Origin of the sequence: Alexandriicola marinus (assembly GCF_004000435.1) — a bacterium.
Lineage (GTDB): Bacteria > Pseudomonadota > Alphaproteobacteria > Rhodobacterales > Rhodobacteraceae > Alexandriicola > Alexandriicola marinus.
Map to the genome: position 1 here is coordinate 115,965 of NZ_RBVZ01000006.1, position 18,234 is coordinate 134,198.

At 63.0% G+C, this 18,234-nt stretch carries 20 protein-coding genes and 1 tRNA gene; 10 read left to right on the plus strand and 11 right to left on the minus strand.

Going from position 1 to position 18,234, the window contains the following annotated elements; translation table 11 throughout:
* The first annotated feature begins 112 nt into the window (after nucleotides 1–112).
* Genes EP376_RS16720 through EP376_RS16730 form a run of 3 tightly spaced genes read left to right on the plus strand, consistent with a single transcriptional unit; the run spans nucleotide 113 to nucleotide 1,839 of the window.
* Complete coding sequence (locus EP376_RS16720) at nucleotides 113–856, plus strand: N-formylglutamate amidohydrolase (RefSeq protein ID WP_127656758.1); 744 nt, start codon at nucleotides 113–115, stop codon at nucleotides 854–856.
* The gene (locus tag EP376_RS16725) at nucleotides 853–1,506 is read left to right on the plus strand and encodes an HAD family hydrolase (protein WP_164744959.1); all 654 of its coding nucleotides are present in this window, start codon (nucleotides 853–855) and stop codon (nucleotides 1,504–1,506) included. Before EP376_RS16720 ends, EP376_RS16725 begins: the two co-directional genes overlap by 4 nt.
* A gap of 12 nt (nucleotides 1,507–1,518) precedes the next feature.
* Complete coding sequence (locus EP376_RS16730; protein ID WP_238928887.1) at nucleotides 1,519–1,839, plus strand: DUF1244 domain-containing protein; 321 nt, start codon at nucleotides 1,519–1,521, stop codon at nucleotides 1,837–1,839.
* Between the two features lie 85 nt (nucleotides 1,840–1,924).
* On the opposite strand, the gene EP376_RS16735 is transcribed toward EP376_RS16730, so the two are convergent.
* From EP376_RS16735 to dgcN, 4 genes are all read right to left on the minus strand, one after another.
* Nucleotides 1,925–3,700 (minus strand): M10 family metallopeptidase C-terminal domain-containing protein, encoded by a 1,776-nt coding sequence (locus EP376_RS16735; protein ID WP_164744960.1) that lies wholly within the window; start codon nucleotides 3,698–3,700, stop codon nucleotides 1,925–1,927.
* Nucleotides 3,701–4,021: 321 nt separating this feature from the next.
* Nucleotides 4,022–4,885: a D-amino-acid transaminase gene (locus EP376_RS16740; RefSeq protein WP_240652475.1), complete on the minus strand. Its 864-nt coding sequence runs from the start codon at nucleotides 4,883–4,885 to the stop codon at nucleotides 4,022–4,024.
* A gap of 118 nt (nucleotides 4,886–5,003) precedes the next feature.
* Nucleotides 5,004–5,969, minus strand: coding sequence for an N-acetyl-D-Glu racemase DgcA (gene dgcA / locus EP376_RS16745; RefSeq protein ID WP_127656762.1), 966 nt, complete (start codon nucleotides 5,967–5,969; stop codon nucleotides 5,004–5,006).
* Nucleotides 5,970–5,981: 12 nt separating this feature from the next.
* Complete coding sequence (dgcN, locus tag EP376_RS16750) at nucleotides 5,982–6,983, minus strand: N-acetyltransferase DgcN (RefSeq protein ID WP_127656763.1); 1,002 nt, start codon at nucleotides 6,981–6,983, stop codon at nucleotides 5,982–5,984.
* A 268-nt stretch (nucleotides 6,984–7,251) separates the two neighbouring features.
* On the opposite strand from dgcN, the gene EP376_RS16755 reads away from it, so the two are divergent.
* The gene (locus EP376_RS16755) at nucleotides 7,252–8,214 is read left to right on the plus strand and encodes an L-malyl-CoA/beta-methylmalyl-CoA lyase (protein ID WP_127656764.1); all 963 of its coding nucleotides are present in this window, start codon (nucleotides 7,252–7,254) and stop codon (nucleotides 8,212–8,214) included.
* Nucleotides 8,215–8,260: 46 nt separating this feature from the next.
* Here EP376_RS16755 and EP376_RS16760 read toward each other — a convergent pair whose 3' ends face one another.
* On the minus strand, nucleotides 8,261–9,496 hold the full coding sequence (locus tag EP376_RS16760; RefSeq protein WP_127656765.1) for a DEAD/DEAH box helicase: 1,236 nt from the start codon (nucleotides 9,494–9,496) through the stop codon (nucleotides 8,261–8,263).
* Between the two features lie 429 nt (nucleotides 9,497–9,925).
* Between EP376_RS16760 and EP376_RS16765 the strand changes: the two genes are divergently transcribed.
* On the plus strand, nucleotides 9,926–10,735 hold the full coding sequence (locus EP376_RS16765; RefSeq protein WP_127656766.1) for a division plane positioning ATPase MipZ: 810 nt from the start codon (nucleotides 9,926–9,928) through the stop codon (nucleotides 10,733–10,735).
* A 5-nt stretch (nucleotides 10,736–10,740) separates the two neighbouring features.
* On the opposite strand, the gene EP376_RS16770 is transcribed toward EP376_RS16765, so the two are convergent.
* The 5 genes from EP376_RS16770 to EP376_RS16790 all read right to left on the minus strand — a co-directional run bounded on the left by EP376_RS16770 (nucleotide 10,741) and on the right by EP376_RS16790 (nucleotide 14,995).
* Nucleotides 10,741–11,106 (minus strand): hypothetical protein, encoded by a 366-nt coding sequence (locus EP376_RS16770; RefSeq protein WP_127656767.1) that lies wholly within the window; start codon nucleotides 11,104–11,106, stop codon nucleotides 10,741–10,743.
* 178 nt (nucleotides 11,107–11,284) lie between these two features.
* Nucleotides 11,285–11,361, minus strand: a tRNA-Arg gene (locus tag EP376_RS16775).
* 63 nt (nucleotides 11,362–11,424) lie between these two features.
* Nucleotides 11,425–12,825, minus strand: coding sequence for a sensor histidine kinase (locus EP376_RS16780; RefSeq protein WP_127656768.1), 1,401 nt, complete (start codon nucleotides 12,823–12,825; stop codon nucleotides 11,425–11,427).
* Between the two features lie 13 nt (nucleotides 12,826–12,838).
* A complete protein-coding gene (locus EP376_RS16785) occupies nucleotides 12,839–14,260 on the minus strand; it encodes a dihydrolipoyl dehydrogenase family protein (protein WP_127656769.1) in 1,422 nt (473 codons plus the stop codon).
* A 3-nt stretch (nucleotides 14,261–14,263) separates the two neighbouring features.
* Nucleotides 14,264–14,995 (minus strand): TVP38/TMEM64 family protein, encoded by a 732-nt coding sequence (locus EP376_RS16790; protein WP_127656770.1) that lies wholly within the window; start codon nucleotides 14,993–14,995, stop codon nucleotides 14,264–14,266.
* 285 nt (nucleotides 14,996–15,280) lie between these two features.
* Here EP376_RS16790 and rpmH point away from each other — a divergent pair, with 285 nt between their 5' ends.
* The 4 genes from rpmH (at nucleotide 15,281) to EP376_RS16810 (ending at nucleotide 16,628) form a co-directional block, all read left to right on the plus strand.
* The gene (rpmH, locus tag EP376_RS16795; protein WP_127656771.1) at nucleotides 15,281–15,415 is read left to right on the plus strand and encodes a 50S ribosomal protein L34; all 135 of its coding nucleotides are present in this window, start codon (nucleotides 15,281–15,283) and stop codon (nucleotides 15,413–15,415) included.
* A 29-nt stretch (nucleotides 15,416–15,444) separates the two neighbouring features.
* Nucleotides 15,445–15,858 (plus strand): ribonuclease P protein component, encoded by a 414-nt coding sequence (gene rnpA / locus EP376_RS16800; protein ID WP_127656772.1) that lies wholly within the window; start codon nucleotides 15,445–15,447, stop codon nucleotides 15,856–15,858.
* On the plus strand, nucleotides 15,855–16,076 hold the full coding sequence (gene yidD / locus EP376_RS16805; RefSeq protein ID WP_127656773.1) for a membrane protein insertion efficiency factor YidD: 222 nt from the start codon (nucleotides 15,855–15,857) through the stop codon (nucleotides 16,074–16,076). Before rnpA ends, yidD begins: the two co-directional genes overlap by 4 nt.
* A gap of 336 nt (nucleotides 16,077–16,412) precedes the next feature.
* Nucleotides 16,413–16,628 carry a hypothetical protein gene (locus EP376_RS16810; protein ID WP_127656774.1) on the plus strand — a complete coding sequence of 72 codons (216 nt, stop codon included), beginning with the start codon at nucleotides 16,413–16,415 and terminating at the stop codon, nucleotides 16,626–16,628.
* Between the two features lie 35 nt (nucleotides 16,629–16,663).
* On the opposite strand, the gene EP376_RS16815 is transcribed toward EP376_RS16810, so the two are convergent.
* A complete protein-coding gene (locus EP376_RS16815) occupies nucleotides 16,664–17,206 on the minus strand; it encodes a DUF3833 domain-containing protein (protein WP_127656775.1) in 543 nt (180 codons plus the stop codon).
* 112 nt (nucleotides 17,207–17,318) lie between these two features.
* On the opposite strand from EP376_RS16815, the gene ttcA reads away from it, so the two are divergent.
* Nucleotides 17,319–18,167, plus strand: coding sequence for a tRNA 2-thiocytidine(32) synthetase TtcA (gene ttcA / locus EP376_RS16820; protein ID WP_127656837.1), 849 nt, complete (start codon nucleotides 17,319–17,321; stop codon nucleotides 18,165–18,167).
* Nucleotides 18,168–18,234: the final 67 nt, after the last annotated feature.

Consider the following 18,234-nt stretch of genomic DNA (forward strand, 5'->3'; position numbering starts at 1 on the left):
GGCTGGCGTTACCGCTAACAGCTCTTTGTTTGCGCCCTTATTGCGCAATTCCTTTCCTCGAACAACTGGCCTAGAAGGTGCACCGGAAAGAAGTTGATCGAGCAGGTCCCTGATGCAGCACAATGCTTACGAAATCCTCGGTGAAGCAAATCCGGGCCGCTGGCTGATCACCTGCGATCACGCGACAAACCATGTTCCCGACTGGGTCGGAGGGGGCGATCTCGGTCTGCCGGCCGCAGACATGGAGCGTCACATCGCCTTTGATCCGGGTGCGGCGGGCGTGACCCGCGCGCTGGCCGAAGAACTTCGCAGCCCTGCGCTGTTGTCGAATTTCTCGCGACTTGTCATCGATCCCAATCGCGGAGAGGACGATCCCACGCTTCTGATGCGGCTTTATGACGGGACAGTGATACCCGCGAACCGCCATGCCGGCGCTGCCGAACGGGAACAGCGCCTCGACCGGCTTTACCGGCCCTATCACGAGGCCTATGCCGGGCTGGCCGGTCGCAGGAACGACACCGTGATCGCGGCAATCCACAGTTTCACGCCGAAACTTCGGGGCCGTCCGCCCCGGCCCTGGCAGATCGCCATCCTCTATTCGCACCGCGATGACAGGCTGGCCCGGCCGATGATCGACAGGCTGCGTGAAGAACCCGATCTGAGCGTTGGCGAAAACCAGCCCTATAGCGGCCATCTGCCGGGCGATTCCGTTGATCGGCATGCCCTCGCACATGGACGCCCGAACATCCTGATCGAATTGCGCAACGACGTCATCGCGACACCGGATGCCCAGCGTCACTGGGCGCGCCGTATCGCGCCTGTCATGGAGGCGGTTCTGGCCGCGTCTGGGCTGTGAGCCGGTTCGGAGCGGTCATCTTCGATCTGGACGGGACGCTTCTCGATACGGAAGCCCTGATGATCGAATCGGGCCTTGCCGCGCTGGTGGCGCTCGATCTGCCTCCGCGACGGGACGTGCTGCAATCGCTCGTCGGTATCGCCTCGGATCAGGGCGAAGGTATTCTGCGCGCGGCCTTTGGCGCGAGCTTTGATCTGCCCGCGATGGAAGTTCACTGGCAAACCGAGATGGACAGCCGGCTTGCCGCCGGCATCCCGCTGCGGCCCGGTGTCGACGCGCTCCTTGATCATCTGGACAGGCTTTCCTTGCCCCGGGCGGTCGCGACCAATTCCCAGACCTCGTGGGCCGTGACCAATCTCGACCGGGCCGGGATCGGTCACCGGTTCGAGAGGCATTTCCTCTTCGGGCGGGACAGGGTCGATGCGCCAAAGCCTGCGCCGGACCTGTTTCTTCATGCGGCACGCGCGCTGGGTCAACCGCCTGCGCGCTGCCTTGTGTTCGAGGACTCCGATACGGGCGTCGCCGCAGCCCTTGCCGCGGGCATGACCGTGGTGCAGGTTCCCGATCAAAGGCCCCCCGCGACCGAGGATGCCCACCTTGTCGCGGCCTCCCTGATCGAGGGTGCGCGGGGCATCGGCCTTATACCCTGAGAGGAGACACGAATGGATATCGACGAGGAAACCCGGATCCGCATCGAAGCCGCTGCCTTTCGGCGGCTGCGTCAGCACCTGATCGAAGATCGCCCGGATGTTCAGAACATCGACCTGATGAACCTTGGGGGCTTCTGCCGGAACTGCCTGAGCCGATGGTTTCAGGAAGCGGCCGCCGCCGAGGGAATCGAGATGACCAAGGACGAGGCGCGCGAGGATTACTACGGGATGCCCATGTCAGAGTGGAAAGCCAGACATCAGACCGAGGCAACCGAGGATCAGCAGGCCGCCTTCAAGGAGGCCTTTGCGCGCAATGTCGGCAAGGATGGCTGAAGCAGCCACTCTGCCCCGCTGTCCATGCAAAACGCCGCGCCCCGGGAACAGGGCGCGGCGTTTCGCTTTTCAATCGTGACAGATGTCAGAGCAGGAAATCGGACTCCGTCACCATATCCGTGGTGTGGATTTCGAACGCCATATCCGCGTTCGCATCCCCGTCAAGATCGACAAAGGCCAGATTGTAGGTCCAGCCTGCTTCCATCAGGACGCGAACCTCGCCGATCCCGGTTCCGCTGAAGTCCAGCCCGCCGATATACATCATCGACTGATTGCCATCGGTCGCTGCATCCCCATCCATGAAGGTGAGCATGATGCGGTCCAGTCCGACCTCGAAGTCCTGAATGATGTCCCGGTCACCCTCTACGGTGCCGCTTTCCTTGGTCCGCCGGAATTCGAACAGGTCGGCACCGGCGCCGCCGATCATGATGTCCGAGCCCACTCCGGACCACATCCAGTCCGCCCCGTCGCCGCCGTCGAGGATATCGTCCCCTTCGAAGCCGATCAGGTAATCGATTCCGCCATGGCCTGTCAGAACATTGTCGAATTCGTTCCCGATCAGGCCGTCGGTCTGCCCACTGCCGGTGGCATTCTCGATGACGACACCTGCCGCGATCGTATAGCCGCCCGCAATGGGATCGCGGTTGGAGTCGAAGGTGTTGCTGATATAGCCTCCGCCACCTTCCTCGTACTGGAGGGTCGCATCGAGCAGAAAGATGATCGACGAACTTCCGCTGGTGTTGACGATTTCATCGGTGCCGCCAGTATCCCAGATCCCGATGAACCCTTGTCCAGAGCCCTGCAGATCGGTCATCGCGTAGACGTTATCACCCGAATTGGTCGTCGTGTTTACGCCGTATTTTTCCTGGAGCATCGCGATATCAAAGGCCATCGGCCCCATCTCGTAGCCCCAGATGCTCTCCGGAGGCATCGGTGCATAGGCTTCCGCGCCCGAATTGTACGACATCATCGTATAGACGCCCTGGTTCAGGTCGAAATCGCCATAATCACCGAACGAACTCGACACACCGTCCATGACCGGTGAGCCGCCACCGGTATCATGCGGATGCGCCATGCCAAGCCCGTGACCAAGCTCGTGGATGATGGTCACGAAGCCCCAGCCGCCGGCCTCGAGGTCGCCACCGGGGTTTCGGTCCCAAAGACCCATGTTAAAGACGCCCACGCCCTCGTTCCGTTCACCGGGCGGGTTGAAATATCCATAGAAGCCCGAGGTTTCCTGTCCGTTGTCACCGACAAGGAACAAGTTGGCATCCGCACTGGACGTGACTATCTCGAACGTCACATCCGCGACCGCCGAAATCCTGTTGAACGCTTCGATGAACTGGCCCTGTTCGTAGGCGTTCAATCCTTCCGCAGTGATCCCGTCAAAGGTTTCGCCGGCAAGTGCGAAATAGACCTTGATGTTGTTGGTTCCACCCGTGTCGACGGATACGCCACCCCAATCAATGGCGTCCAGCGGGCTGGGCGGAACATATTCTCCGACCGCAAGGACGTAGTCACCGGTCCGGCTTCCGTTATTCTGGGACACCGAGATGTAATAGGTGCCGGACGCTGGCACATCGAGAACCAGTTCCGGATCTGACCCAAAGCCAGCGGTGGCCGAGTCGATCAGATTTCCGTCGCTGTCATAGACCTCGATCACGCCGCCGAAGAATGTCGCGTCAAGTGTGATGGCAACGGTCTGCCCACCGTCGAGGTCGATCGCGACCCAGTCATCGTCGCCTGCGGGGTTGATCGATCCTTCGAAGACGTCGCCGAATTCCATGACGGCATCGGTCGAAAGGTCACCGGCCGCATCGCCGTCTTCGATCACCGTCGCGGCATTAGCGCCGGGAGCCACAAAGGAAACGCCACCTGGAAAACTCAGGTCATCTGACGGCTCGCAACAGCCGCATCTCACAATGTCTTCTTCCATAATGAACCTCCACCTTAATAAAGGGGAGGCCCAACCAGAACACGTCCGCGAGGAGCAGCCTCCCTCCACTTGCGCCGATCATAGCGAATCGCGATTTCAAGACCAGACGATTCTTTCGCGACGCTACGGCGTCTGGTTCGGGGTTTCCGAATCAAGCGGGCCAAACCTTCCAGCACTGGATTGTTGCCGAAACATCAACCCTGAGACGAACGGCATGGGCATGCCATGCGGCCGAAACTAAAAGCGTCAGATCGCTGCCTTGAGGCTTTCATCGAGGTAAATTTCCCGCAGTCGTGCCGACACCGGGCCGGGCGTACCCGTCCCGACAGGCGCGCCGTCGATCTCGACCACGGGCATCACGAAGGTCGTGGCAGAGGTGATGAACGCCTCATCCGCCGATTGCGCCTCTTCGATGGAAAAGTTCCGCTCTTCGACGACCATCTGCGCCTCGGACGCGAAACGCAGGACAGCGGCCCGCGTGATGCCGTGCAGGATCTCGTTTGACAGGGCGCGTGTGACGATCGTGTTGCCCTTCACGATATAGGCGTTGTTCGATGTGCCTTCGGTCACGAAGCCATCCTCGACCATCCAGGCATCGTCGGCGCCGGCTTTCTTGGCCATCATCTTGCCCATCGAGGGATACAGAAGCTGAACCGTCTTGATGTCACGGCGGCCCCAGCGCTGATCCTCGATCGAGATCACGCGAATGCCCTTGCCAGCGGCGGGCCCATGCGCGAGCCCGGGCTTTGACTGGGTGAACAGAACGACAGTGGCCGGCGTCTCATCGGGGTCGGGGAAGACGAAATCCCGATCCCCGGGCGCGCCGCGCGTGACCTGAAGATAGACCAGCCCTTCTTCGATACCGTTCCGGGAGACAAGTTCGCGGTGGATCGTCAAAAGCTCGTCCCGGCTCATGGGCGGCGCCATGTCCAGCTCGTCAAGCGACCTCTCGAGCCGTATGGCATGGCCTTCGAAATCGATCAGCTTGCCATCCAGAACCGACGTCACTTCGTAGACGCCATCGGCCATGAGGAAGCCGCGGTCAAAGATCGAAATCCGCGCCTCTTCCTCGGGCAGATATTCTCCGTTCACATAGACAATCCGGCTCACGGCGCTCGCTCCCTTGAGGTTTGGCACGGGTTTGGCCGCAACAGGCGTCAGCGTCAAGACAGGGACGCCCTCCGGCATGGTGCGCCGCCGTCGCTGGCGTGTCGCAAGCCGGCTGCCGTCACCCCCAAAGTGCGGGTTCCGCGGGATGCGCCCCGGCCTCGTCGAAGAACAGCGGCGGATCGCGATCCTCGGCCAGCAACAACGGGCCGTCCAGATCGACGATGTCGGCACCCTGCGCCACCAGAACTGCCGGAGCCATGGCCAGCGATGTGCCCACCATGCAGCCGACCATGACGGCGTAGCCTTCCGATCGTGCGGCATCGCGGAGGGCCAACGCCTCCGTCAGCCCTCCGGTCTTGTCGAGCTTGATGTTCACCATGTCATACCTGCCCGCCAGTTCCGGCAGGGAGGCACGGTCATGGCAGCTTTCGTCGGCGCAGACGGGCAAGGGCCGGTCGATCTCGGCCAGCATGGCGTCGTCGCCCGCCGGGAGGGGCTGTTCGACCATCTCGACCCCAAGGCGGATCAGGTGCGGCGCAAGTTCGCCATAGACCTCGGCGCTCCAGCCTTCGTTGGCGTCGACGATGATCCGGGCCGCGGGCGCGCCGCGCCGCACGGCCTCCAGCCGGGGCATGTCATCTGGCGTGCCCAGCTTGATCTTGAGAAGGGGGCGATGCGCGTGCTTGCGGGCCTGCGCTTCCATCGCCTCGGGCGTATCAAGCGACAGGGTGTAGGCGGTCACCTCGGGGCGCGGCCGTTCGAGGCCCGCAAGTTGCCAGACAGGCCGGCCCTCGATCTTGGCCTCCAGATCCCAAAGTGCGCAATCCATGGCATTGCGCGCGGCACCCGGCGGCAGGGCCTCTTGCAGGTCTGCGCGGGTGATATCCTCGGGCAGCGCCGCGATCTGGTCAGACACGCTTTCAGGCGTTTCGCCATAGCGGGCATAGGGCACACATTCCCCCCAGCCGGTCACGCCGTCGCGCGACACGCGCACCGTCAGGACGCGCGCCTCGGTCCGGGAGCCCCGGCTGATGGTAAAGACCTGCGCGAGGCGAAACGCCTCCTGGGTGACCGAAATGCTCATGCCAAGTGTCTGTCAGATCGCGGCCAGCGCGTCCACCAGCCGCCCGGCCCCATGGCGAAACGGGTCCACCGTCGGCAGGCCCATCCGGTCTTCGATTTCGGCGCACAGGGCCAGTGCCTCGTCATCGCCCAGCGCCTTGGTGTTGACGGAAATGCCCGCAACGACGCAGTCAGGGTTGGCGATCCGCGCCAGCGCCAGCGCCTGATCGCGCAGCGCCTCGAGGCTGGGGAGCGCATGATCGGGCAGGCCACGCATATGGGTTCGTGTCGGTTCATGGGCCAGAATCAGGGCGTCGGGCTGACCGCCATGGATCAGCGCCATCGTCACCCCGGAATAGGAGACGTGCCACAGGCTCCCCTGCCCTTCGATGTGATCCCAATGGTCGGCGTCGTTGTCAGGTGTCAGCCATTCGACCGATCCGGCCATGAAATCGGCGATCACGGCATCAAGCGGGATGCCTTCGCCGGTGATGAGGATGCCGGTCTGCCCGGTGGGCCGGAACGAGGATTTCATGCCGCGGGCCTTCATCTCGGCATCCATCGCAAGGCCGGTATACATCTTGCCGACGGAGCAATCGGTGCCCACGGCAAGGCATCGCTTGCCAGAGCGCGGGGCGCCGTTGGCGATCGGGTAGGCCACGGTCGGGATGCGCACGTCGTGCAGCGTGCGACCCGTCCGTTCCGCGGCCTCGCGCAGCATGGGGGAGTTGCGCAGCAGGCTGTGCAGACCGCTCGCGATGTCGAAGCCGGTCTCCATCGCCTCGACCATGACATCGAGCCACGCGTCGGAAAAGACGCCGCCGCGGTTCGCCACACCGATGACAAGGGTCCGCGCCCCGGCGTCATAGGCCTCGGCAAGGGTCATGTCCTTGGCACCCACATCGGCCTTGCAGCCGGGCATGCGGAACTGGCCCACGACGTTGTCGGGGCGCCAATCCTGAATGCCCTGCGCGACCTTTGCGGCCAGCTGATCATGTGCGTCACCAAGGAACAGAAGATAGGGTGTACGAATCATCGGGGCAGACTCCTGAGGTTTCGTGGAGCCTCGCAGGACCAGCCCGACAATTCTTGCCGTTCTGGGGCACAGACAATCGAATTCCGCAAATTCATCCCGTCATTGTCCCGTGACGCACGAAAATTTCCCGTCTTGCTTGCCGATTGCGCGCGGGCCGTGCAGCGATCCAGACGCCATGCTGCGCCTGCGAGATAGCGCTTGAAGCTGTTTGCGCAATAATCTATCCGTCCAGCCGACCCTGACGACATTTCATTACCCGGAGAACCGCATGTCCTTCCGCCTTCAGCCCGCTCCGCCTGCCCGCCCCAACCGGTGCCAGCTGTTCGGACCGGGCTCTCGCCCGGCCATTTTCGAAAAGATGGCCGCCTCGGCAGCCGACGTGATCAATCTGGATCTGGAGGATTCCGTCGCTCCAACGGACAAGGACGCGGCGCGCGCCAACATCATTGCGGCCACACGCGATATCGACTGGGGCAACAAGACGCTCAGCGTTCGGATCAACGGGCTCGATACCCCGTTCTGGTATCGCGATGTGGTTGACCTGATGGAACAGGCGGGCGACAGGCTCGATCAGATCATGATCCCCAAGGTCGGCTGCGCTGCGGATGTCTATGCGGTCGATGCGCTGGTCTCTGCGATCGAGGCGGCAAAGGGCCGCGCAAAGCGGATCAGCTTCGAGGTCATCATCGAATCCGCCGCCGGCATCGCGCATGTCGAAGAAATCGCCGCGAGTTCGCCCCGGATGGCCGCCATGTCGCTGGGTGCGGCCGATTTCGCAGCCTCGATGGGGATGCAGACGACCGGGATCGGCGGCACTCAGGAAAACTACTACATGCTGCGCGACGGCGTGAAGCACTGGTCGGATCCGTGGCACTGGGCGCAGACGGCAATCGTCGCGGCCTGCCGGACCCATGGCGTCCTGCCGGTCGACGGCCCGTTCGGGGATTTCTCAGACGACGACGGGTTCCGCGCGCAGGCCCTGCGCTCCGCGACGCTGGGCATGGTCGGCAAATGGGCCATCCATCCCAAGCAGGTCGCCCTGGCCAACGAGGTCTTCACCCCGTCGGAGGAGGCCGTGGCCGAGGCGCGCGAGATCCTCGCCGCGATGGACGCGGCCAAGGCACGCGGCGAAGGCGCGACGGTCTACAAGGGACGGCTGGTCGATATCGCCTCGATCAAGCAGGCCGAGGTGATCGTGCGGCAATCGGAAATGATCGCCGAGGCTGGCTGAGCCGAGCCGGCAGGCGCCCGTCTGTCGGGCACCTGCCAAAGGCTGGTCAGGCCGCGGTCTTGGACCGGCGGGGACGACGCGACCGGTTGCCCGGGCGGGCACCGCCAGGTTTGCCACGGCCCTTGCCGCCACGCTTCGGCGCCGGGGCCTCGACCTCCCAGGGCCGGCCGGAGCCCACGGGCACGGACTGTTTCATCAGCTTTTCGATCCCGCGAAGATCGCCCATCTCGTCAGGGGCGCAGAGCGCGATCGCGGCGCCATCCGCCCCGGCACGCGCCGTCCGGCCGATGCGGTGGACATAGGTATCCGCGACATTGGGAAGCTCGTAGTTATAGACGTGCTTCACATCGGGGATATCGAGACCACGGGCCGCCACATCGGTCGCGACCAGCACCTTGATCGTGCCGGCCCGGAATTCCCGGATCGCACGATCCCGCTGCCCCTGGCTTTTCGCGCCATGGATAGAGGCGACGGAAAAGCCCTGCTTTTCAAGGCTCTTGGACAGCTTTTCCATGCCCCACTTCGTGCGACCGAAAACCAGCGCCCGTTCATCCGTATGCTTGGACAGCATCTCGGACAGCAGAGCGGGTTTTTCGGACTGGGCGACGAAATGGACGCTCTGGCGAATGCGGTCCACCGCCTGTCCCGGAGGATCGACCTCGACCCGTTCGGGTTTCGTGAGGAAAGCCGCCGCGATCTCGGCCATCTGCTTGGGCATGGTGGCGGAAAACAGCATCGTCTGCCGCTCTTCGGGCAGAAGACTGGCGATCCGGCGCAACGCGTGGATGAAGCCGAGGTCGAGCATCTGGTCGGCCTCGTCGAGGACGAGGAATCGGGTCGAGCTGAGTGATACGGCGCGCCGGTCGATCAGGTCGATCAGGCGTCCGGGCGTGGCCACCAGAAGGTGAACGCCACGCTCCATCTTGCGGATCTGGCCGGTGATGCCGGCACCCCCCACGACAAGCCCGGTGCGCAGGCCGGTATCCTTCGTATAGACCGAAAGCGCATCGACGATCTGGCGCGCCAGTTCGCGCGTCGGCGCAAGGACAAGCGCGACGGCAGAGCCATTGGGCGCCTTGGTCTGGTTCTTCAGCAGACTGTCGATCATCGGCAGACCAAATGCGGCGGTCTTGCCGGAACCGGTCTGGGCAAGGCCCATCACATCGCGGCCTTCCATCGCGGCCGGGATGGCGCGCTTCTGGATCGGGGTGGGTTCGGTCAGGCCGGCCTCCTTGAGCGAGGTCACGAGTCGGGGCGCGAGCCCCAGCATATCAAAATCCATTGCGGATCAATCCTTTCGGGCCGGGCCGCCACGATTGCGTGGCCGAACCGGCAAGATGAACCACGCCGCGCGGCCGCATCATGCGGCGCGCACCCGGCGCGGGCGTACAGGGTGGCGGCACACGCTGACCGTCGGGCGGAGTCCCGCCGGCCGTCATGCCGCGGCCCCTCGCGTGATGTTGGGAACCTCTTGGCGTCTTCGACCTGCGCCCCCGTGCGGACCCTTCAGGTCCGGGTCGGGGCGCGCTGCTCACGCGGCAGCGGTCAAAAACATTGAATGGCACATGGCGGCTCTGTCGCACAAAGTCAATGGCGCACCGATAAAGCGAACCAACGGTGACACCGGCTCTTTTCCTGCCCCGCGCCAGCCTTTACTGTCGGGCCAAAGACGGCGTCCAGAAGCGTCGCGACATCGCCGGAGGGCCGGGCAGTGGCACATATCATCGTCGTCGGAAACGAGAAGGGCGGGGCTGGAAAGTCGACCGTGTCCATGCATGTGGCGACCGCCCTTGCCCGGATGGGGCACAAGGTCGGCTGCGTCGACCTCGACCTGCGGCAGAAGTCGCTGGCCCGGTATTTCGGAAACCGGCGCAGATACATGGACGAACAGGGCGTCGACCTTCCAACGCCCAGCTATTCCGAACTGCCGGAGATCAGCGAAGGCGACCTGAAGCCCGGCGAGAACATCTATGATCACCGCCTTTCGGCCGCGGTGGCCGGACTTGACGGTGAAAGCGATTTCATCCTGATAGATTGCCCGGGATCGCATACCCGTCTCAGCCAGATCGCGCACAGTCTCGCCGATACGCTGATCACGCCGCTGAATGACAGCTTCATCGATTTCGACCTGCTGGCCCATATCGGAACCGATGGCGAAACCATCGAAGGACCAAGCGTCTATTCGGAAATGGTCTGGAATGCGCGCCAGTTGCGGGCGCAAGCCGGGCTCGACCCGATTGACTGGGTCGTGGTGCGGAACCGGCTTGGTGCCCAGAACATGGTCAACAAGCAGAAGATGGAAAAGGCGATCGCCAAGCTGTCACGCCGGATCGGATTTCGAACGGCACCCGGTTTCAATGAACGTGTGATTTTCAGGGAATTGTTCCCACGTGGCCTGACCCTTCTGGATCTGCGCGACGTGGGCGTCGAGAAGCTCAACATCTCGAATGTCGCAGCCCGACAGGAACTGCGCGATCTGATCCGTGAACTCAGGCTTCCGGGCGTGACGGTGGATTTCTGACCAGGTCAGGCCGTGCGGCGCAGAAAGTTTTCACGCAGGGATGAAAGCAGGGACCGGTCCGTCTGTTCCATATCCCGGTGCAGGCCATCAGCCGTCTCGGATTCATCGGAACGCTCGGACTTGCCGCTTTCATCGGTGCGCGCGCTGCCGTCGTCCTGAACGCCGACGAAGAGCGGAATAAGGCCAAAGAGCCCGACAAGACCACCGATCCGCGCAAAAAGACCAAAGATCGTGGAGCCGTCTGCCATCACCGGGTCTGCAGCACGAAGCTGCAGAAGGACACCAACCAGGAGGATCACAAGGCTCAATCCAAGATACGGAAGCGGTCCGATCCGGATCGTCTTGGCCAAGAGTGTCGCAACGGGTTTCATTTTCGATCTCCAACTAGGGACGAACCTGAACATGCTCCCGGATTGGGGCCATACCGTGACGATCAAAGGCGTCAATAGGGGCATTTCCACGCCGATCACAGTCAAATTGCGGCCACACGGCACCATCGAGGAACGATTGCCGAAGCCTTGTTTCGTGGATGTTTCTGGAGAGGAATAATGGCGGACTGGGAAGGATTCGAACCCTCGACCCCCTGATTCGTAGTCAGGTACTCTATCCAACTGAGCTACCAGTCCGCTGAGTTCCGTCGATCTATTACTGCTGCGATCCCAATGCAAGACCGAAATCCGGCCTGCGGATCATTCGGCGGCCGAGTCCATCGAGATACTGGATTTCGGAAGACGGATGACGAACTCCGTCCCGCCCTCGCCCGACGTCTTCAACTCGAGGCGGCCACCGTGGCCACGCACCAGCTCTGCCGAGATCGCGAGGCCGAGACCGGCGCCGCCGCGGGTCGCGCCGCCCTGAAACGGCTGGAACAGGTGATCGACGGCCTTCTTGGGCAGGCCCGGGCCACTGTCGGCGACACGTATCCACCAGGCGCCGTCATCCTCTTCTGCGCCGATCCGGATCCAACCGGGCTTGCGCGAGGCAACGATGGCCTGACGGGCATTGCGGACGAGGTTCGTCAACACGCGGTGGATCTGCTCGCCGTCGGCGCGGACTTCCAGCGACGGATCGATCTCTGCGCCAATCTCGATCTCGTAATCCCCGCTGGCCAGCTGTTCGCTTTCGGCCACGTCGGTTGCCAGCTCGGACAGGCGGACCCAGCCCAGACGGGGCGGCGGCTCTTCGGCACGACCGAAGGCAAGGGTCGATTCACACAGGTTGACGGCCCTCGTGATCGAGCCCACCAGCTTTGGCGCCATGCGGCGAACAAGCGGATCCTCGGAGGTTTCGATCCGATCCACGAACAGCTGGGCCGATGTCAGGATGTTGCGCAGGTCATGGCTGACCTTCGCCACCGCGCCGCCCAGCTGCGCCAGGCGCTCCTTCTGTTTCAGCGCGCCTGTGAGGTCGGTCTGAAGACTTGCAAGGGCGTCTTCGGCCTCGCGCAGTTCGGTCACGCGCGACGAGGGCTGGATGATCCGGCGGGCGTCTTCGGGCTCCTCGGCATATTCCTGCATCGTGGCTACGACACGTTTGATCGGCCGCACGAGCAGGCTTTGCACGGCAAGGAACAACAGCCCCGCCGTCACGATCGAGATCACGAATGACAGCACAAGAATCCGCAGGCCATAGTCGATCATCGCAGCGCGAAGAGGGGCGGTTTCCAGTGTGACCTCGATCAGCAGACCGCCTTCCTGAACCGGGTTGCCCATCACCCGGATGATCCTGTTTTCAGGATCCGCCAACCGCACCATCGCGTCCGCGATCAGCGTCAGGCTCGAGGCATCCCTGAGGTCATATGTTCCCGTGATCGGCGACGGAATCGGCGAGGACAGCGCAAGCTGGCGGATCTCGTCGCGACGAAGAACGACGTTAAGAACCTCTGCATTCTCAAGCAATTCCCGTTCAAGATCGGCATCCAGCATGTCGTCGGCCAGAAGCGCGAGCGAGGCGATCTGCGCCCGTTCAAGACGTGCCAGAAGGTAATCCTCGCGGAACCGCGCGACCGAGGGCACGAAGATCATGATCTCTGCAAGCATGACAAAGACCGTGGTCAGGATCAGGAACCGGCCCGAAAGGGAATTCAACATCGCCGCACCGGCCTCACGGTAGATACTTCTGCACGAATCGGACGACCCGCTTGACCGTATCGCTTTCGAACAGGCGGGGAGAGAAATAGGCGCTTGCCGCGCGTTTGTTCATCTCGCCGAGCGTCGGATAAGGCAACACGGTTCCGGCAATGGCCGACATCTTCATGTTGTTGGCGATGGCCATGGCCCATGTTCCGATCAGCTCCCCGGCCAATGGCCCCACAATAGAGGCACCCACCGGCCGGCCCTTCACGATCATAACCTTGACCAGACCCTTTGTCTTGCCTTCCGCGACGGCCCGGTCGTTATGGGCGAACTCCGCCCGAACGACCTCGAGTGCCTTGCCATGCTTCTTGCGGGCCTCGGCCTCGGTGAGGCCGACCTGCGCCAGCTCGGGGTCGGTATAGGTGGCCCAGGGGATATGCGACGTCTTGGCCTTGGCCGGAAGGCCGAACAGGATCGACCGGGCGATCACGCCGGCATGATATCCCGCGACATGGGTGAATTGCAGGCCGCCGGCCGCATCGCCGATGGCGTAGACGCGCTTGTTGGTGGTCGATCGCAGACCTGCGTCGACTCGCACGCCCCCACGATCATGGGCGACACGCGCCTGATCGAGATCGAGTTTGTCGACATTCACCTTGCGGCCCACGGCCATCAACAGGTGGGAGCCGGTGAAGTCGCCCTTGTCGGTGTGAACCGTCACGGCGCCATTCTTGTTGCCCGAAACCTTCTCGGCCATCGCGCCTTCGACGATCTCCACCCCCTCGGCACGAAGGTTGTCGAGCACGATCCGAGCCAGTTCGGGATCGTCCTTGCCCATGGCCTTCGCCCCTTCGAGGACGGTCACCCTGGAGCCAAGCCGGACATGGGCCTGCGCCATTTCCATTCCGATCGGCCCTCCGCCCACGATGATCAGGTGATCGGGCCGGTCGCGCAGATCAAAGATCGTCTCGTTGGTATGAACCGTCACGTCCTCGAGCCCGGGGATCGGCGGGACCAGCGGTCCGGAGCCGGTCGCGATGACGAAACGGCGCGCCTTGATCACGGTGTCGCCGGCCTGAACCTCGCGGTCCGAGATGAACCTTCCGAATTCGCGGATCACCGTGATGCCGAAGCCTTCGAATCGTTCCTGGCTGTCCATCGGTTCGATCGTCTCGATGACCCTGCGCACGTGGTCCTTGGCGGCGGCATAGTCGACCGACGGCGCGACAGGTGCCACGCCCAGCGCAGCGCCGCTTTCCATCGCGTGAGCCTGCTTGGCCGAGGCGATCAGCGCCTTTGACGGAACACAGCCGTAGTTCAGGCAATCGCCCCCCATCTTGTGACCTTCGAGCAGGACGACACGCGCACCCATCTGGGCCGCACCCGCCGCCACCGAAAGACCACCAGACCCGGCGCCGATGATGCAGATATCCGTTTCAATCCGGGGCATGGCTCACAGACCCTTTCTGCCGCGCACGGCCTTCATGATGATCGGCAGCACCGCAAGTGCACACAGACCGAGGATGGGCAACAGGATCTGCGGCTCGAAGATGATGCCCAGATTGGGCGTCTCGCCACGGGCGAAGACTTCGCCCAGACCGGCGCCCACGGAAGTATAGACGATGGCCCCCGGCATGATCCCGAAGAAGGTGGATACCGCAAAGCGATAGAGCGGCACCTCGAGGAACGACGGGATCAGGTTGGCCAGAAAGAACGGCACCGCGGGAACAAGCCGGATCAGGAACAGCATCGACCACTGGTTTTCGTCGATGCCGTCTTTGATCTTCCTGACCATCCCGTCAGCCCCCTCGAGCCGTTTTGCAAGCTGCTCTCCGAATCCCCAGCGCGCGGCCAGAAAGATGCCGATGGCACCCAGCGTGGCGCCGGTGATGTTGAACAGCGCCCCGGGGAATGTCGCGAACAGAAATCCGCCCGTCAGCGTCGCGATCGTTGCACCGGGCAGGGAAAAGGCCACGATCACCACGTAGGCGAGGATGAATGCCGTCACCGTCAGCAGGTAATTCGCATCCCGAAACGCGATCAGTGCCTCGCGATTGTCGCGCAACGTCTCGAACGTGAGGATATCCCGCAAGAAATACGCCCCCGTCAGGGCCACGATCACGATCACGATCAAAGGCAGGCGCCGTGCGATCGGTCCGGCGGAGGTCTGGGTCATTTCGGTCATATCCTCGTCCTCGCAACAAGTCGTGCTGCAACGCTAGATGGCCTGCGAAGGGGGGTGGAGGTAAGGGTGTTCACGCCGGGTTGATGGAAAACGACCGCTTTGCAGGCCCGCGGCACGAAGCTGTAACATTTCTCGTGAAGGTCGGATGCGGATTGTTGCAAGAAACCGCACCTGCCCGCGTTGACAGGTGATCTGCTCCCCCTTAAAGGACGGGCTTCGAACAATTATGGGCGACGAATCCGGTCAGAGCGACCGTGACCCGCCTCAACGAGTGGAGACAGCGCGATGAAACGCACGTTCCAACCCTCCAACCGGGTGCGCAAGGCGCGTCACGGCTTCCGCGCGCGCATGGCCACCAAGGCCGGCCGCAAGATCCTGAACGCCCGCCGCGTCCGCGGTCGGAAGAAGCTCAGCGCCTGAGGCCTCGCGCCTCAGCCTGACTGAGAGCGATGACACCGCCAGCAGCCCCTACGGACAGCGACAACGCCCTGTCCGAACGTGGGCAGCGGGCGGTTTTTTCGTGTCTTGAGATCCTGCGCAAGCGGTCGGATTTCATCAAGGCCTCCCATGCGCGCCGACAGGGCACAACGGGATTTCACCTTCAGGCCCGCCAACGCGGACAGGATGAGCCTGCGTCCGGCATCCGCATCGGCTACACCTGTTCCAAGAAGGTCGGCAATGCCGTCGCCCGCAACCGGGCCAAGCGGCGCCTTCGCGAAGTGGCCCGCAAGGTTCTGCCCCACCACGGTCGCCCCGGCTGGGATTACGTTCTGGTCGGCCGGCGTGACGTGACCGCGACCCACAATTTCGCCCAGATGTGCACGGATCTCGAGTCGGCCCTTGCACGGGTGCATGGCGCATGACCCCACTTGCCTACATCCTCTCCCTGCCGGTTCGGGGCTACCGGCTCCTGTTTTCGCCATGGGTCGGGCATGGCTGCCGCTATCACCCCACATGTTCGGCCTACGCTCTTGAGGCACTTCAGAAGCATGGCGGGATCAAGGGGGGCTGGCTTGCCGCCCGCCGGATCGCGCGTTGCCATCCATGGGGCGGATCGGGCATCGACAACGTGCCCGACTGACCGCAACACCCCTGTTGCAGGAAAACCGCCCTTCCCCGACGTCTGGAAATTACGTCTTGGTGGAATCACAGGCAGGCCCTAAAGGACTGCCATCGCAACGCCAGCACCGAAAGGAGGGCGCAATGAACATGTTGAACTGCTTCCTCTATCGTGGGCGAGCGAACCGGGTCCTCGGCAGCACTTACCTGTACTGAGCCCCACTTCTGACCTTCTGGTCAGAGCCTTCGACCACATTCTGACATCGCAAACCGCCCTTTCGGCAACGGTCTGATCCCGGGATCCGTCCGTCTTCCGGACGGGCCCCAATAAGGGACCGGCCAATTCGGCCGGAATCACATGTCCGATACAGCCACGATCGACCAGACCGACCTGATCGCCGCAGCGATCGCACGCCACGGGCCGCGCAAGGTCATCCTCGCGGCCCTGCGCACCCTGATGCGTCCGCGCACCGCGAATGCCGCCGGCATTGGCGTGCCCGCAAACGCCCATCTGAGACGGGATGTCGGGCTTGCGCCCGAACAGCCTCCCCCAACGTGGGAGTTGATGCGGTAACTTCTCCGGCGCGGCCTGAACCGTCGCGCCGGATCCTACAGCCGTTCGAAACTGATGATCACTTCGCCCACATCGACGCCCCAGCGCTGCATGTAGGCGCGGTTCAGCAGCCGATCGTCAGACTGAAGCCACATCCAGTCATCGAAGGTGACGCGCACCGTTTCGATCGTGCCATCGGCATTCGGAATCGGCAGGTCGATCTCGTATTGCCAGTTGAACCGGTTGCCATCCTCGATCCCGGTCGCGACACCGATCACGCCGGGTGCCGTGCCTTCCCACGTCTCGGGGCCGGTTTTCGTCAGCGTCCAGACACGCTGTTCCGTGGCGCCGTCTTCATAGACGAAATCCTCGACCAGACGCAGCCTTTCGCCGTTCCAGTCGCCGTGGATGTTGACAACGAAGCTGCGCCGCACGGTTCCGAAAATGTCCTGGAACTGGCCCTGGGCCACGAGGCGGCCGTCGAAGAACTCCTCCAGCTCCAGCTCCCGGTCCGTCAGAAGCGGATCGTCGAGCGAGGGTTTGCCAGTGCAGGCGGTCAGGGCGAGGGCGGAGGCAGCAGCCAGGATCAGGTGTTTCATGATCTTTCTACGTTTGTCAGCGGCGACCGGATGCAGTTTGACGTGGCGCGCCGTGTGATCGGCCGAAATGCATGCTCTTGCCGGGCGCGAGAGGGGGCTGTATCCCGGCGCCATGCTCGATGATGCCGAAGATATCCACCCGCTGTTTCACGGTGCCCCGAAGACAACCGAATTCCGCAAGCTTCGCAAGCGGATCATCCGGGAAGTCAGAGAGGCCGTGGATCAATATGGCATGGTCAAGCCCGGTGCCCGGTGGCTGGTGTGTCTGTCCGGGGGAAAAGACAGCTATACCCTTCTCGCCGCACTTCATGAGCTGAAATGGCGGGGGCTTCTGCCCATCGACATCCTTGCCTGCAATCTCGATCAGGGGCAGCCCGGCTTTCCCGCGACGGTGCTGCCGGAGTTTCTGGAAAAGATGGGCGTTCCGCACCGTATCGAATACCAGGACACCTATTCCATCGTCATGGACAAGGTCCCGCAAGGGCGCACCTATTGCGCGCTGTGCTCCCGGCTGCGGCGCGGGAACCTCTACCGGATCGCGCGCGAAGAGGGCTGTTCCGCCGTCGTTCTCGGTCATCACCGCGACGACATCCTCGAGACTTTCTTCATGAACCTGTTTCACGGTGGGCGGCTGGCCACGATGCCGCCCAAGCTGGTCAACGAAGAGGGCGACCTTTTCGTCTATCGTCCGCTGGCCCATGTGGCCGAGGACGATTGCGCCCGGTTTGCCGCCGCGATGAACTATCCCATCATTCCCTGCGATCTGTGCGGAAGCCAGGACGGCCTGCAACGCCAGCAGGTCAAACAGATCCTCGACGGCTGGGAGGCCAACAGTCCCGGCCGCCGTCAGGTCATGTTCCGGGCGTTGATGAATGCCCGGCCCTCGCATCTTCTTGATCCGAAGCTGTTCGACTTCGCCGGCCTCGCCATCACGCAAGGGGATAGCGAAAATTCTAGCTGAATTTCGCACCCGCTTAACCACCGCGTCATTGTTTCGCCATAGCGTCCATTTCGGTCGGACCGGAACA